General features: G+C 66.8%; 14 protein-coding genes and 1 pseudogene. 8 read left to right on the forward strand and 7 right to left on the reverse strand.

The genetic code is table 11. From position 1 onward, the window contains the following. The 3 genes from BMZ83_RS15530 to BMZ83_RS15540 form a co-directional block, all read right to left on the reverse strand. The coding region (locus BMZ83_RS15530) for a succinylglutamate desuccinylase/aspartoacylase family protein (RefSeq protein ID WP_177191581.1) at positions 1-277 on the reverse strand (277 nt) is incomplete at its 3' end. Positions 278-716: 439 nt separating this feature from the next. Further along, positions 717-2030, reverse strand: coding sequence for an MFS transporter (locus tag BMZ83_RS15535; RefSeq protein ID WP_074880799.1), 1314 nt, complete (start codon positions 2028-2030; stop codon positions 717-719). A gap of 114 nt (positions 2031-2144) precedes the next feature. After that, positions 2145-2675, reverse strand: a complete 531-nt coding sequence (locus BMZ83_RS15540; protein ID WP_074880802.1) for a hypothetical protein — start codon at positions 2673-2675, stop codon at positions 2145-2147. 650 nt (positions 2676-3325) lie between these two features. On the opposite strand from BMZ83_RS15540, the gene BMZ83_RS15550 reads away from it, so the two are divergent. From BMZ83_RS15550 to BMZ83_RS15575, 6 genes are all read left to right on the forward strand, one after another. Next, the gene (locus tag BMZ83_RS15550; protein ID WP_074880808.1) at positions 3326-5011 is read left to right on the forward strand and encodes an ABC transporter substrate-binding protein; all 1686 of its coding nucleotides are present in this window, start codon (positions 3326-3328) and stop codon (positions 5009-5011) included. Then, positions 5004-5969, forward strand: coding sequence for an ABC transporter permease (locus BMZ83_RS15555; RefSeq protein WP_074880812.1), 966 nt, complete (start codon positions 5004-5006; stop codon positions 5967-5969). Before BMZ83_RS15550 ends, BMZ83_RS15555 begins: the two co-directional genes overlap by 8 nt. Then, positions 5966-6877, forward strand: a complete 912-nt coding sequence (locus BMZ83_RS15560) for an ABC transporter permease (RefSeq protein WP_074880816.1) — start codon at positions 5966-5968, stop codon at positions 6875-6877. Before BMZ83_RS15555 ends, BMZ83_RS15560 begins: the two co-directional genes overlap by 4 nt. Positions 6878-6879: 2 nt before the next feature. Then, positions 6880-7884, forward strand: a complete 1005-nt coding sequence (locus BMZ83_RS15565; RefSeq protein WP_074880819.1) for an ABC transporter ATP-binding protein — start codon at positions 6880-6882, stop codon at positions 7882-7884. Further along, positions 7881-8876, forward strand: a complete 996-nt coding sequence (locus BMZ83_RS15570; protein ID WP_074880823.1) for an ABC transporter ATP-binding protein — start codon at positions 7881-7883, stop codon at positions 8874-8876. The genes BMZ83_RS15565 and BMZ83_RS15570 overlap by 4 nt, the downstream gene beginning before the upstream one ends. A 220-nt stretch (positions 8877-9096) precedes the next feature. After that, positions 9097-9495, forward strand: coding sequence for a response regulator (locus BMZ83_RS15575; RefSeq protein ID WP_074880826.1), 399 nt, complete (start codon positions 9097-9099; stop codon positions 9493-9495). A 100-nt stretch (positions 9496-9595) separates the two neighbouring features. Here the strand turns inward: BMZ83_RS15575 and BMZ83_RS15580 are convergent, their stop codons facing one another. Together BMZ83_RS15580 and BMZ83_RS15585 are read right to left on the reverse strand one after the other, a co-directional pair. Continuing rightward, positions 9596-10075: a hypothetical protein gene (locus BMZ83_RS15580; protein ID WP_206674359.1), complete on the reverse strand. Its 480-nt coding sequence runs from the start codon at positions 10073-10075 to the stop codon at positions 9596-9598. 387 nt (positions 10076-10462) lie between these two features. Further along, a complete protein-coding gene (locus BMZ83_RS15585; protein ID WP_166623285.1) occupies positions 10463-11800 on the reverse strand; it encodes a serine hydrolase in 1338 nt (445 codons plus the stop codon). A gap of 236 nt (positions 11801-12036) precedes the next feature. Here BMZ83_RS15585 and BMZ83_RS15590 point away from each other — a divergent pair, with 236 nt between their 5' ends. Continuing rightward, entirely contained in the window at positions 12037-13437 is a 1401-nt protein-coding gene (locus tag BMZ83_RS15590; protein ID WP_074880836.1) for a serine hydrolase, read from the forward strand. A 56-nt stretch (positions 13438-13493) separates the two neighbouring features. Here BMZ83_RS15590 and BMZ83_RS15595 read toward each other — a convergent pair whose 3' ends face one another. Further along, positions 13494-13892: a hypothetical protein gene (locus BMZ83_RS15595; protein WP_206674358.1), complete on the reverse strand. Its 399-nt coding sequence runs from the start codon at positions 13890-13892 to the stop codon at positions 13494-13496. A 232-nt stretch (positions 13893-14124) separates the two neighbouring features. On the opposite strand from BMZ83_RS15595, the gene BMZ83_RS15600 reads away from it, so the two are divergent. Continuing rightward, positions 14125-15237 (forward strand): dipeptidase, encoded by a 1113-nt coding sequence (locus BMZ83_RS15600; RefSeq protein WP_166623284.1) that lies wholly within the window; start codon positions 14125-14127, stop codon positions 15235-15237. Positions 15238-15372: 135 nt separating this feature from the next. On the opposite strand, the pseudogene BMZ83_RS16605 reads toward BMZ83_RS15600, so the two are convergent. After that, a pseudogene (locus BMZ83_RS16605) lies at positions 15373-15454 on the reverse strand (IS6 family transposase); the annotation flags it as partial.

The following is a 15454-nucleotide window of genomic DNA, read 5'->3' on the forward strand; positions in this document are numbered from 1 at the left end:
CCGAGTCCAGCGGCTCCGGCGCGGTGTAGGAGACGCGGTCGAACGTGATCGGGTCGGCCACGGGGACGGCGACCAGCGTGCCCGAGAAGTCGTCCTGTCGGGCGAGCAGTTCGGCGTGGAGCCGCCGGAGCACCTCACTCCCGTTGATCTCGCGGCCGTGCTGGGCGGCCTGGACGTACAGCGTCGGCCCGTCGCCGTCGCCGTAGGTGTGGACGGTGGTCTCGAGTTCGACGCCCGAGGGGAGTCGGGCCAGTGTGATTCGCTCTGCGTCGTGCATACCGTGGGGCTCGTTCTCAGGGTCCTTTGCACCACCGATTCAGGTAAGGCGGAGCGCGAGTCGATCGCCCGCTAGGACTCCCGCGCCGGCTCGAACGCCCGCCACTCCCGGGACTGGTCGGGGAGCCCGCGCGGGCGGAGCTCCGGTGCCTCCTCGGCGTCGCGCACGTCGACGCGGCCGCGATGAGGGGGATGCTGGTCGAGGCCGGAACCGGATCCAACTTGCCTTGTTGAACGCAAGACGGCGACGGGGGCACAGGCGATCGGCGAGGCGGTTGCCAGGGAGACGGCGACGCCCGCAGCGCTTCGAGACGCCTACCGCGACGTCATTCCCACGTTCGATGGGCCGAACCGGTGGTTGGCGACCCAAGAACTCGGGGAACTGCTCGCAGCGGTGCCGGCGGCTGCGCCGGCACCTTGCGAGTCGCTTCTCGAGATAATCAGGACCCCCTGACGACCCCACCACCAGCCTCCACCGGCCGCAAGAACACCACCGCCACACCTGCGAGAGCAATCAACACAGCCCCGAGCGCGAACGACGCTGCCCACCCGATCGAGATCACCAGCGCGCTGGCGACGGTGCCGGCGAAGACCCCGCCGAACAGCTTGGCCGTGTAGAGCGCCGCGTAATTCTCCGAGGAGTAGGTCCGGCCGTAGTACTCGGCGACGAGGCTCGGGAACACCGCGAACATCGGGGTCCGGAAGAACGCGGCGGCACCGACGAGCGCGACGAACCCGGCCGCGAGCCCCTCGACGCCGACGGCGACAGCGCCGGCCAGCGACACGCCACTGAGCACGAGCGATGCGGCGACGGTGCGCCGTCGACCCAGCCGGTCCGAGAGACTGCCGCCGATGACCACACCGCCGGCCTCGGAGAGCGCCACCGCCGACGCGCTGGCGGTGGCCGCCGCCGCCGGGAGCGACAGCGCCGTCGCGAACGAGACGATCTTCCCGATGATCATCAGTCCGACGCCGTTGGAGACGATGAACACGGCGTAGAGCAGCCAGAACTGCCAGGTCCTGACCGCCTGCCGCCACGTCCAGGCGCGCTCGTCCGTGGGGTGGATGTCCTGGCCGGCGTTGTCGGTTTTGGCAGTCTCGATGTCCGCGGCGGTCTCGTCGTCGTCAGCTTCGTCGTCAGCGGCGCCAGCAGCGTCGGCGGACCCACCGCCAGCGCTCGTCGCGGATGGCGGATCCCGGAGCACCAGCGCAGCCACGAGCGCGGCACCGCCGACACCCGCCGCGAGCGCGAACAACGTCCCCTCGAAGGTGTCGGCGACACCGCGACGGATCGCGGGAATGGCGAGGAAGCTGAACCCGCTGAAGCACATCCCGACCACGCCCGTCGCCAGCCCGCGGCGGTCGTCGAACCACTTCACGGTGGTGTTGATGGACACCGTGTAGACGATGGCCACACCGATGCCACCGACAGCGTAGGCGAGGTAGACCGCCGGCAGCGACCCCGCGACGGCGATACCGGAGAACCCGCCAGTGAGACAGAGCGCGCCCACGAGCGACGGGAGCCGCGGACCGTACCGGTCCCGCACCCACCCAGCCGGGAACTGCCCGAGCGTCTGGAAGACGACGAACAGCGTGAACACCGTTCCGAGCGCCGGTTCGGGCGCCCCCACGCGCTCGCCGATCGGGAGTCGGATCGACGACCAGGCGAACTGATAGATGCCGGCCGCACCCAGCGCGAGGGCTGCGACCAGCACCAGCCCCCAGCCCGAGAACCGCAGGTCTCTCCGATCCATTACGGTGACCGAGTAACTCGACCCTCAAAAGTGAACGTCTCCCGGCCGTCGGCCATCGGCTCCGCGACGTTCGGAGCCGGAGCGCCAGGACCCGACGGAGCACCCGGAACCGGGTCAGTACAGTTCGAACGACTCCGGGAGCGAACGGTCGTCACGGTGGCGCTCGAGGTAGTAGCTGACGCCAGGCTGGTTGGCCGCTCCGACGATGAGGTGCACCGCCTCGGCAGTGCCCTCGTCGTAGACGGCGTAATCGGCCATCCGCTCGTTCCGTCCGTGGGTGACGACCTCGAGTTCTGGGTCGTGTGCGCGGAGCCACTCGCGTTCGAGCGGTTGCGGGAGGAACGTCCGTTCGTAGTACCGCTGGAGCGCACCGAGGCGCTCCGGGTTCCGGTTCGCCCCACGACTCAGGGTGAACGACTCGTAACTCTCGCCGACGGCCAGATCCGCGTGGTCGGTGACGAACGCGGCGGCGACGTCGCCGAGCGTCCGCTCGAACTGGTCGCCATACACCGAACTCCCGGATTCGATGAGCGAGAACGTCGCGTCGCGGAACCGGGCGGCGACCGACGTGACGTCCTCCACGACCGCGTCGAACCCCGTCTCCGGGAGCCCCTCGAGGTGGGGTCGACGTCCAGTGACGAACACTGCTGCATCGCCCAGCTGTAGTCGTCCATCTCGCAGACCTCGTCGAACTCGTCGAAGTACAGCGACCGGATCCCCTGCTCGCAGTAGACGGTCGCGCCGCGGTCGAGGAACCCGGTCACGTGCTCCCGGAGGAACGACCCCTCCTCCGGCGTTCCGGCGTGCGTGACGCCGTGGACGTGGAACGCCGTCCCGTCGACACGCACGGTGGTTCCAGGCAGCCCCGTCGGCGGCGATGCCGCTCGCTGTCGCTCGGCGACGGCGACCTTCCAGTCCCGCTTCGCGCGGAAATACGCCTCGTGCCGGGAGTCGACCCCGTAGAGCTCCGCCAGTTCGGCGAGGTCCGCCGCGCTGCGGATCGGGTCGATCCGGTCCTCGTGAGACGGTCGCGTCACGATACAGGTAACAGAAGGGTCCACACACCTATCAAGACCCGGCCTGCCGTGCGAGCGACCCGTACCGCAGCCAGAACAGGATGGAGCTCGCGATGGATCTCCGGGTGACGCTGGCGTTCGACGGCGAGGACTGACCGCACGAACCCGGGTACGTGGCGCCGTCGCCCGGTGTGGAGCCGTCCGCGTACCTGGCCAGCGACACCCACCCCTCCATGTTAGGGGGTCCCATTAACCTAGAGGACTGGACTATCACTGTTCATGGATCCAAGAGACCGTTTCAAGGTCGCGAGAGAACCGTCCGATCTGGAGGGGACCGCCCTCGACCGTCGGGAGTTCATGAACATGGTGAAGGTCGGCGGTGCGCTCACGCTCGGCCCATCGCTCGCCGGGTGTGCGGGCGACGGGGGCGGCGGCTCCGGCAGTAACGCGCCCGAGGAGCTCGTCATCGCCCGACCGTCGGATGCCGACCTGCTCGACCCGCACCAGACGACCGACGCCGGCGCGAGCCAGGTGATGGAGCTGTTGTACGACGGGATGGTGTTGATGGACGGCGAGCGCAACTTCCACGAGATGCTGGGCAAGGGGTTCGAGGTGAGCGACGACGGCACGGAGTGGACCATCGAGTTCAACGTCGATAGCGGTATCACGTTCCACAACGGCGACGAGTTCACTGTCGACGACGTGGTGTTCACGTTCGAACGGTTCCTCGAGAATTCGCTCATCCGCTCGTGGGCGGTCGGCTCGCTTCAGGGCGTGGAGAAAGTCGACGACCGGCGGGTGATGTTCACGTTCGAGGAGCCCTACGCCTTCTTCGAGTCCCACGCGGCATCGAACTCCTACTTCGGCATCCTCCCTGAGGACCTCGGCGGGAAATCCGCCGAGGAGTTCGCCCAAAACCCCATCGGAACGGGCCCGTACGAACTGGAGGAGTGGGTAAAAGGCGAGAAGATCACCCTGGCCCGCAACGACGACTGGCAGACACCGACCTACGACGTGATCGAGTCCGAGGACCCGCCGATGCCCCGCAAGATCACCTGGCAGGTTATCCCGTCGGCGACGCCGCGGGTCCAGGGACTGCTGACCGGCGACGTGGACGCGCTCACGGGCGTCCCGCCGCGAAAGCGCACACAGATCGAGGACTCCGACAAGGCGACGCTTCACTCGGCCATCGGCGGTTCGATCACCTACGTGCCGATGCATAATGGGCTCGCACCGACCGACGACGTGACCGTCCGGAAGGCGATCGCCCATGCCATAGACAAGGAGCGCATTGTCAACGACATCTACAACGGTGCGGGGAAGGTGAACCCCTCACCCATGCCCGCGGGCTACCCGTCGTGGGCGGGCGAAACGGTGCGGGAGGAGTTCGGCTACACCTACGACCAGGACCGGGCGCGGGAGCTCCTGAGCGAGGCCGGCTGGGAGACGGGGAGCGGTGACTACCGGCAGAAGGACGGCGAAACGCTCGAGCTGTCGATGGTGACGCCGAACGCGCCGCCGGCGACGCTCCAGAGCTCCGAGGAGATCGCCGCCATGCTCGGTGAGGTCGGGATCAGCGTCGACCTCTCGACCACGCAGCCCAACACTGCCTACACCGAGATGGCGAAGGGTGATACCCATCTGATGTTCGCCAGCCTCGCCTGGTTCACCGCCGACGTGATGCAGTTCATGCTCTCTTCGGCGCTCGCCGGCGCTTCGAACCTCCAGTTCCTCAAGGACGACGAGGTCGACCAGTATCTGAACGAGGCTGCTCGCACACTGGACGATGAGGAGCGCGCCGAGATCTACGAGCAGATGCAGCTCCGGGTGATGGAACTCTGTGCAACGGTTCCCATCATGACGGGGGCCGAGGAGACTGCCGTTCGCTCCGAGTTCGAAGGCTATCACTACCTCCCCGGTGCCGGGGGTAACATCTGGCTCGACATGCGGCTCAAGGATGAGTAGGCTCCTCCGGTACCTGCTCGGACGACTCCTGTGGGCGATCCCAGTGCTGCTCGGGGCGTCGGTCGTGACGTTCATGATCATGCAGCTCACCCCGGGAGACCCGGCCCGGTTCATTCTCGGACAGCGCGCGTCCCAGGAGGCGGTGATGGAGCTGCGACGGGAGCTCGGGCTCCACCAGCCGATATTCGTCCAGTACGTCGACTTCGTCTTCCACGCCGCGCAGGGCGACTTCGGGCAGTCGCTCCAGACCCGTGAGGAGGTGACGGCGATGCTCCTTCAGCGGATTCCCTACACCGCACAGCTCTCGATCGCGGGACTGCTCATCGCCGTCGTCGTCTCCTTCCCGGTCGGCGTCATCGGCGCTGTACGGGAGGGCGAGGCGGCCGATCACGCGAGCCGGGTCGGGGCGTTGCTCGGCATCAGCACCCCGAACTTCTGGCTGGGCCTGTTGCTCATCCTCGTGTTCGCGGTGCCGTTGGAGGCGTTCCCCATCTTCGGAATGACGCTCGTGACAGAGGACCCAATCGCGGCGGTGACCTCGACGCTTCTCCCGGCGATCGCGCTCGGAACCGCACAGGCAGCGCTGTTGACACGGCTGCTGCGCGGCGGGATGCTCGACGAGATGCAGGAGGGGTACGTCCGCACAGCCCGGGCATATGGCATCGACAACCGGGAGACCACATACGTCTACGTGTTGAAGAACGCGGTCCTGCCGACGATCACGGTCATCGGCCTCCAGCTCGGCGCGTTGCTCGGTGGCGCGGTCATCGTCGAGCAGGTGTTCGGCATCCCCGGCATCGGGCGGCTGGCGATCCAGGCGATCTTCAACAAGGACTTCCCGGTGATCCAGGGGGTCACGATGCTCGTCGCGGTGACGTTCGTCGCCGCGAACCTCCTGGTCGACGTGCTCTATGCACAGCTTGACCCGCGTATCAGACTCGGAGGTAGCGAACGATGAGTGAAGACGCACGCAGCTACACGAACGTCAAGTGGCGAGTCTATCGACGGATCCGGACCGACCTGATCGCGAAGCTCGGGGCCGTCATCGTCGTGTTCTCGATCGCGATGGCCGCGTTCTCGATCGTCGACGACTTCCTGTTGAGCGAACTCGTCATCGAGACGCTGCTCCACGACCCGTACGAGCTCAACCCGAACAACCGCCTCGCCGAACCCAGCCTCGCCCACCCGTTCGGCACCGACGAACAGGGGCGGGATATCCTCGCCCGGGTGATCTACGGCACCCGGACGAGCATCATCGTCGGCGTCGGTTCCGTCCTGTTCGCGGCGATCATCGGCGTGAGCCTCGGAATCGTCACCGCCTACTACGGTGGCCTGGTCGACAACGTCGGGATGCGGGCGATGGACGTGCTGCTGGCGTTCCCCGCCATCCTGCTGGCGATCGCGCTGCTCGCGTCGCTGGGACGTGGATTCACCAGCATCATCATCGCGCTGGGGGTCGCCTACGTCCCGTCGTTCGCCAGAGTCACCCGGAGCAAGGCACTCTCGGTGAAGTCAGACGAGTACGTGACCGCCGCCGAAGTGATGGGCTACCCGACGAGAGACGTGTTGGTGGACGAGATCCTGCCGAACTGCTTCACGCCCATCATCGTCCAGGGAACGTTCACCCTGGCCGTCGCGATCATCGCCGAGGCGGGACTCTCCTTCCTCGGACTGGGTGTCAACCCCCCGACGCCGACGTGGGGCATCATGCTCTCGGGGGCCCAGCAGTACATCACCACGGCCTGGTGGTACTCGCTGTTCCCCGGCCTCGCCATCATGGTGACCGTGCTCGGGTTCAATCTGCTCGGTGACAGCATCAGGGATGCGCTCGACCCACAGAGCGGCGGCGAAGAACGGAGGCTCTAACTATGAGTGTTCTACAGATCGACGACCTGCACACGTATTTCGACACGGAGAGCGGCACCGTCCGTGCCGTCGAGGGCATCGACCTCACCATCGAGGCCGGCGAGATCGTCGGCCTCGTCGGCGAGAGCGGGAGCGGCAAGAGCGTCACCGCGAGCTCCATCATGGACCTGGTCCAGCACCCCGGGCGGATCGCCGACGGCACTGTGCGTTACGACGGCCAGGACGTCCTTTCGCTCTCGGAGGACGAGCTCGCGGAGCTCCGGGGCGGGGAGATCTCGATGATCTTCCAGGACCCGATGGACGCGTTCAACCCGACCCAGACGGTGGGTCGACAGCTCCACGACGTGCTCCGGAGCCACCGGGAGGGGTCGGTCCACCCGCTCGTGCGCGCGCTCGGCCTGGACCACGATGCTGACTGCAAAGCGGCGGTCGTCGAGATGCTCGACGCCGTCGGTATCCCCAACCCGGAGGCACGCTACAGCGACTACCCCCACGAGTTCTCCGGCGGGATGATCCAGCGGGCGATGGTGGGGATGGCGTTGCTCTGTGACCCGAAGCTCGTCCTGGCCGACGAGCCGACGACGGGTCTCGACGTGAGCATCGAACGCCAGATCCTCGGACTGTTCAAGGACCTGGTCGAGGAGCTGGACACGGCGGTGCTCTGGATCACGCACGACCTCTCGGTCGTCGCGAAGCTCTGTGACCGGGTCGTCGTGATGTACGCCGGCAAGGTGATGGAGGTCGGGTCGACCGAGGCCGTGCTCTCGGACCCGGCGAGTCCGTACACGCAGGCGTTGCTCGATTCGATCCCGCGATACGACCGTCCCGACGAGGAGATGTACGTCATGGAAGGCGACGTGCCGGACCCGCTCAACCGTCCCGACGGCTGTCGGTTCGCCGACCGCTGTCCGGAGGTCCACGATCGGTGTCACGATCATCATCCGCCGCGGTTCGACACCGGGGACCGTGAGGTCGCCTGCTACCTCGCGGAGGGGGACGCCGAATGAGTCTCGTCGAGGCCCAGGGTCTGCGGAAGTACTTCTCGACGGGGTCGGGATTCGTCGCCCGGTACTTCTCCGACGAACGGGTCCACGCCGTCGACGGCGTCGACCTCGAGATCGAACGGGGGCAGACGATGGGGCTGGTAGGGGAGTCCGGCTGTGGCAAGAGCACGCTCGGCAACCTCCTGATGCGGATCCACGAACCCACGGAAGGGACGGTCAGCTTCGGGGGCACCGACATTACGGCGCTGAGCGGCTCCGAACTCCGGCCCTACCGGAGCGAGATGCAGATGGTGTTCCAGAACCCACAGAACAGTCTCAACCCGAAACACTCCGTCGGGAAGATCCTGCGGAAAGCCATCGAGTTCCACGACGTCGCCCAGGGTGACGAGGCGGACGCGCTCGCCAGGCAGTATCTCTCGGATGTGGGGCTCCGCCCCGAACACGTCGAGCGCTACCCCCACGAGTTCTCGGGCGGCCAGCAGCAACGTATCGCCATCGCGCGGGCGCTCTCCGTCGATCCGGAGTTCATCGTGCTCGACGAGCCTGTCAGCGCACTCGACGTGAGCGTGCAAGCGAAGATCCTGGACCTCATCGAGGAGCTGAAAGTCGAGTACGATCTGACGCTGCTGTTCATCACCCACGACCTGAACGTCGTTCGACACGTCTGCGACGAGGTGTCCGTGATGTATCTCGGCGAGATCGTCGAGAACGCGCCGACGCCCGAGCTCTTCGAGGACCCGTATCACCCTTACACACGGGCGCTGTTCGACTCCATCACGCTCCCGGAGCCAGGGGAGCTCGAAGCCGGCGGCGGGATCAAGGGAGAGACGCCTTCCCCGATCGACCCGCCCTCGGGCTGCCGGTTCCGGACCCGGTGTCCGGAGGCGATGGAGGAATGTGAAACCGTCAACCCGGAGCTGGTCGAGCGCGAACGCGACACGACCGCCGGCACGCGCCGAACGGCCTGCCACCTCTACGACGCCGTCGACGACTGACGCCGTCGACGGTGAACACCAGAGGTGGCTAACCCCCGTGTTCGGTGCGTTGCGAGGCAGGCTGGCAGGGTTCACGGCAGACCAGGGTGAACTCTTTCGACACCTGTTCGGGGCTCCCCGGTAACCGGTGCTCGATGCCAGTCAGGTAGTGTCCACACGAATTTGTTGGCTTTATGACGCAAGCGAGGGTTTATTCTGTTGTGGTAATACTCACGTATCAATGGACGGGGTAGTTGACGTACTCGTGGTCGACGACAACCCCGGTGATCGGAGATTCATCGAGGAATCTCTCGAGAACTCTCTGTTGGAGGAAACTGTCCGTTCTGTGCCATCGGAAGGCGAGGCTCTCGACGTGGTTTCTCACCGAAGTGGATCCGAAGAGGCTCCCGGACCTGACGTGATTCTCCTCGATTGGAACGTCTCTAACGAGGGAGGCGATGAACTGGTGGACACTGCGAAATCTGGCAACTCCCCTGTACTGGTGGTGGTGATGACGGGGGCGAACCCTGAGCTATCCGATATGGAATCGGCCGTACCACAGGCAGACATGTACGTTCAGAAGCCGACTGAAACCGAAGGGTACGTCGAGATGCTCCGCTCGGTGATCTCCGACCGGTAAGCGGACCGACTGAGTGATCGGGCCGTCGGTTACGAGTCGCGGTCCGTGTGAGGAACTCGGTTTCCAGCTACTGGTACCACCGGAGGGATTCCCGGGGTGTTCACGGGTTCTTCACAGGAGCGGCAGGGCCCGACTGACCGCGAAAGACCGTCACGATCCGGCGGACGAGTCCCCCCAGAATGAACCCGGTGACCGCGATGGGGAGACCGAAGCCGAGGGCGAGCAGGATCGCCATTCCGACCGCGTTCGGGAGCGAGACGACCTCGGTTCCCCAGGTGTAGGTGACGGTCGTCCCGTATCGGGTGACGGCAGCACCGAATATCGGGGCGCTCACGAGCAGTGACGTCGGGAGAACCCCCGAGTTCGCTGCGGCACTGATGGCGCCCAGCACGATCAGCGCGCCAGCAGCGACGAACACCGCCAGCGAGGGGGCGGTCCCGAACCACGTTCCGCGAACCCACGTGGCGAGGGTCTCGTATCCGACCGTCGAACCGACCCACCAGGTCGCCGCCAGCGCCAGTACGGGCGCCAACAGGACGGCGAGGAGCGAGACGTCGGTTCGCCGACCGACGAGTACCACGCGGAGTGGACCGGATACGAACTGCTTCGCCGGCCCCGACAGGAACTCGCTCGTTCTGTGTCTGCCGCGCTGCCAGTGGGCCTGAATGAGACGCGTGAGGCGACGAACCGATCGCCAGACCGCACCACCCGCTGAGCGCGTGGCGGCTGTTAGCCAGGCGATCGAGCGGACGAGGGCCGATACCGACTTCCGGAAGGCTCGCTGGAGGGAGGACCGATCGGGACGCATACCGGTACATTTCGACCGACCCTCTTAGTTGTTGGCGAAATTCACGATACACTCCGACGTGGCGCTTTCACCCGTGTCCCGAAGTTACTGGACCTTCCGCCGGAGTTCGGACTTCACGGAACCGAACAGAAGAAAACGGGAAGCCGCAGTCCGGTCGCTCTACTCCTTGACGAAGCGGGAGCGCTCGAAGAAGCAGGTGACGTCGTCGCCGTCGAGTTCGAACCGAACCGGGTGGCTCATGCCCGCCGCGGTCATCGTCGAGCAGACCAGCAGGTCGTCCTCGAGCGTTTCGGGCGCGAGGTAGAGCTCTTGGCTGCCGGTGCCCGCCTCCTGGGTGAACTTCAGTGTGCCGCCGTCGCGCTCCACGGTCGCGGAGGCGATGTCGCGGTAGGACTCGTACTCGCCGGTAACCTCGTCGAGCGCCTCGGTCAGCCGGAAGAACGGCACCGACTCGACGGGGTCGGCACCCTGGATGATGGCGAGGATCGCGGGACCGACCGTCATCGGGTGGGCCTCCGGGGAGGTGGTACAGGAGATGGTGACGCCGAGTTCCGCCTCCTCCAGATAGCCGAACCAGGAGTTCGACACCGCGATAGAGCCGCCGTGGCCGACGAGCCTGTCGTCGAGGAACTCCTCGACCATCAGCCCGTAGCCGTACTCCACGTCGCGGCCGTCGATGTACTCACCGAACGTCGCCTCGGGCGTCGTCATCTCGTCGATGGCTGCCGGCGAGAGCACCGACGCGCCGTCGAGTTCGCCGCCGTTCAGGTACATCCGGATGTACTCGCCCATCTCGGCGGCGGAGCTCACTAGCCCGCCCGGTGCGTGGATGTGCTGGTCGAACGGGAATCCGGACTCCGTCGAGCTCTCCTCCTGCTTGACGTAGGGGGTCATCCGGTCCTCCTCGCTCTCGAACTCCTCGCGGTCGAACGTCGAGCGGTCCATCCCGAGCGGGTCGAGCACCTGCTCGGTCACGTACTCCGCGTATGAGTCGCCGGTCACCTCCTCGACGATCTCCCCGAGCATGGTGTAGCCGGCGTTGTAGTAGAAGAACGTCTCCCGGTCGGTGACGCGGCGGTCGTTCGACCCCTGCACGTGGCGCCGGAAGTCGTCCTCGCTCGAGAGCGGCACCTCGACGTGGCCGAGTCCCAGCGGCCGCGTGATCAGCGGCCCGGCCATCCCGTCGCTCGGCATCCCCGAGGTGTGGGTGAGCAGCTCCCGGATCGTGATCGGCTCACCCGGCGCGTCGTCCAGGTGGGGGAGGTAGTCGGAGACGGGGTCGTCGACGGACAGTTCGCCCTCCGCGACCAGTTGCATGATGGCGATCGCGGTGAACGATTTCGTGCTCGACCCGATACCGAACAGCGTGTCCTCGCTCGCCGGCTCGTTCCGTTCGAGATCTCGTGCGCCGAACCCCTCGGCGTAGACGGTTCCGTCGGGGTCGACGACCGAGACGGCCGCACCGGGGATGCGGTGGTCGCTCAGCCACTCGGTCACAAAGGACTCCAACTCCGAACGCGTGGAAGGTTCCAGTTCCTTCATACGTGGTGGAACTACGGAGTCGCCAAGTAGCAACCGCCTCCCATGAACGGGTCGGTGCGGGCTGCGACGAACCGGCAGACAGAGCGCCGGTGGCGGTGTCGCACGTAGCCATTCGGTCACGAAACGATCCGACGTCACTGCCCGCCCATGAGGGGCTGTCGGCTTATGCGCCGACGCCAACAGTTGCCGCCATGGACGAAACCGTGCCAACGATCGGTGACGACGCGCTCGAAGCTGCCGAGACGTTCGTGGGCGACTGGGTGAGCGAGGACCGGATTCCGGGAGCGACCATGTCGGTGTTCGACCCCCATGGAACGACGGCCAGCGCGTTCGGTGCCCGGAAACTCCGGGAGAACGAACCGGCCACGCCCGACACGCTGCTGGGCATCGGCTCCTGCACCAAGTCCTTCACCGGCGTCGCGATCCTCCAGCTCGCCGAGGAGGGGAAGCTTGCCGTCGACGACCCGGTGAACGACTACGTCGACGCGTACCAGGACGCGCCGGGGGAGCCGGTGACGATCCGGGACCTCTTGAGTCATAGTTCGGGGCTCCCCAGCGACGGGATGGCGACGGCGCTCATCAGCCGGATGATGGGGCTCGAGCCGGTCGAGGTGCCGCTCTCCGGCGCCGAGGACTTCCGGCGCCACGTCGCTGACGCGCTCGACGAGCGGGTGACCCACCACGACGAGCCGTTCTTCTACTACAACTCGGGGTTCACCGTGCTCGGCGAGATCATCGAGGAGTTGAGCGGGCAGTCGTACGCCGAATACGTCGAGGAACGGATCCTCGACCCGCTCGGGATGGAGCGCTCAACGTTCTCCGAGGACGCGTTCGAGGCCGACGAGGACAGGATGACGCCGTACTACAAGGAGGATGGCTCCGCAACACCCGGGAGCTTCCCGTTCGACGAGTCGATCCACGCACCCGGCGGGATGCTCAGTTCGGTCCGTGAGCTCGCCCGCTACGGCCGGATGCACCTCAACGGTGGTGAACTGGCCGGCGAGCGGGTGCTACCAGCCAAGCGTATCGAGGAGGCCCGCACACCGGTCTCCCAGCGCGAACAGCTCGTCGACGGGACACCGCAGGAGTACGCCTACGGCTGGATGGTCCGGGAGTTCCTCGACGACACACTGGTCTGCCACGGCGGCGGTATCGGTGTCTACAACGCCTTCGTCGGCTACCTCCGGGACGCCGAACTCGGCGTCGCCGTCCAGTGCACGACGACGCCCGAGACCCACCCGATGTACGCGGGTCCGGCCGTGCTTGCCCTGTTGCTGGGGGAGGAACCCGAAGCGGCTGTTCCCCATCTCGCACTCAAGCGAGCGCTCCCGGAGCTCACCGGCGAGTACGCCTCCTACCGCGGCATCATGGAGTTCACCGTCGAGCGGATGGGCGGCGGGCTCGCACTGCGCGCCGAGACCGACCGGGCGGGCGCGTTGGAACTCCCGCTGGTCCCCGCCGACCTCGGGGACGACGACTGGGTGTTCACCACGGTCGAGGCGAGCGGCGCCGAGGTCCCGATCCGCTTCGAACGGACCGAGGACGGGGTCGACCTCTACTACCAGCGCTGGCGGCTTCACAAGCAGGACTGACCGCCGGTTCGCCCCCCCCACGCTGGCGGCTTCCCAGCGACGCTACCGCTCTCCGCTCAGGCGTAGATACCGGATTCGACGAGCACCACCATCACCGCGGCGAACGCGGTCTGGACCACCGGGCTCAGCAGCAGGGCGAGGACGGCTGCGCGCCCGTGACGGCGGGCGGCCGCGGCGTACGTCCCCGCGAGCGCGAGCACGAACCAGAGGAACATCCCGAGGTCGTAGGCGACCATCTCCGCGCCCGTCAGCTGCCGGGGCAGGGTGTAGTTCATCGTCAGGAGATAGAGGCCGACGACGGCGACGCCGGAGGCGACGACGCCCCAGGCGAGCAGCGCCGCGAGCCGCTGGAAGCTGGCCTCGCGAAAGTGAAGGTAGGTGAAGACCGCCACGACCGGCGCGGTCACCAGGATCGGCACCGGACCCGCCCGGAACGCGACGGCCTGGTCGAGCACGTGGAGGCCGGTGCCGAGGAGGAACGCGACGCCGGCCGGGCGGAGCGACAGGGGGTCTGGGTTCGGTGCCGGAGATCGGTGGCCATGGGGATTGGTTGGTGAGTTGGGACAAAAAAAAGGGATGGGTCGGTTACGGACCGTAGCCGACAGCGCTCCCGTACCCAGTCGACGGCACCGGCACCCGACCATGTGTGGTGGTCCATACATACGCCCCCAACCCAACCCCGAAACCATGCCCGAACCCATGTTCGACTTCTTCCCGCGAGGGACGCCGTTGCTCGTCACCGACCGCATCGAGCGCCGGATGCACGAGGAGCTCGAGGCCGGCGAAGACGCCAGCGCGGCCTACGACGCGATGGAGCAGGAACAGGTCCGACAGCTCCGCGAGGACCCCGCGTTCCGCGACGAGCTCCGCGCCGCCTTCGCGGAGGCCGGCGTCAACCTCGTGAGCGCGACGATGATGGGGTTCGATCGGACCGGCACGTACGCCGACGGGGTCCGCGCGGACCTCGCACGCTGGAACGGCCGGTTCGACGCTGTTCCGTGGCTCCGGCGGGCGACCTCGCCTGCCGAGGCCCGAGAGATCGTCGCCGACGGCGACGTGGGCGTCGTCCCGAACATGCAGAACCTGGGCGCCGCCATCGAGGGCGACGTGGAGGCCGTCGAGGAGCTCTACAACGCCGGCGTTCGCGTCGGCCAGCTCACCTACAACACCCAGAACCTCGTCGGCCACGGCTGCACCGACCGGGTCGACGCCGGTCTCTCGAACCACGGCGTCGCGGCTGTCGAGCGCATGAACGAGCTCGGGATGGTCGTCGACCTCTCGCACTGCGGGCGCCAGACGACCCTCGACGGCGTCGCGGTCTCCGACGACCCGGTGGCCTACACCCACACGTTCAGCAACGAGCTCTCGGACCACGACCGGGGGAAGTCCGACGAGGAGCTCGCGGCGCTGCGGGCGGCCGACGGCTACGTCGGCGTGCTCGCGGTACCGTTCTTCCTCGAACCGGGCGAGGCGGACGCGTCGTTCGACCAGGTGTTCGACCACATCGACTACATGGTCGAGCACGTCGGCATCGACCGGGTGGGCATCGGCACCGACTGGGGCTCGTGGACGCCGGAGATCCCCGAGGAGCTCCACGAGGGCTTCATGCGGACGTTCAAGTCCCTCGGTTTCCGGGAGGAGCACGGCGTCACCATCGGGCGCGGCTTCGGCCCCATGCAGGCCTACGAGGACTGGCCGGCCATCCCCGAGGGGCTCGCGGAGCGCGGCTACGACGAGACAGAGCGCCGGAAGCTCCTCGGCGGGAACTTCCTCGAGTTCTGGGAGCGGGCGGTCGCGTGAGTTCCAAGGTCGCCTTGAGCGTCGTCAGCTCGCCGACGGCGGCCGGCGAGCGAACCGATTCGTGGCGAACAGCCGGCGAGCGCACCAACTCGTGGCGAACAGCCGACACGCAGCCGTCAGCACGGTCGTGTTAACTTAGGCATGGTTCCACCAGACGGCGTGGGCTTGTAACCACGTTTCAGCAGTTGCTGGATCGACGTGGCTGAAACAGTTTGAA

Source organism: Halolamina pelagica (genome assembly GCF_900115675.1).
Lineage (GTDB): Archaea > Halobacteriota > Halobacteria > Halobacteriales > Haloferacaceae > Halolamina > Halolamina pelagica.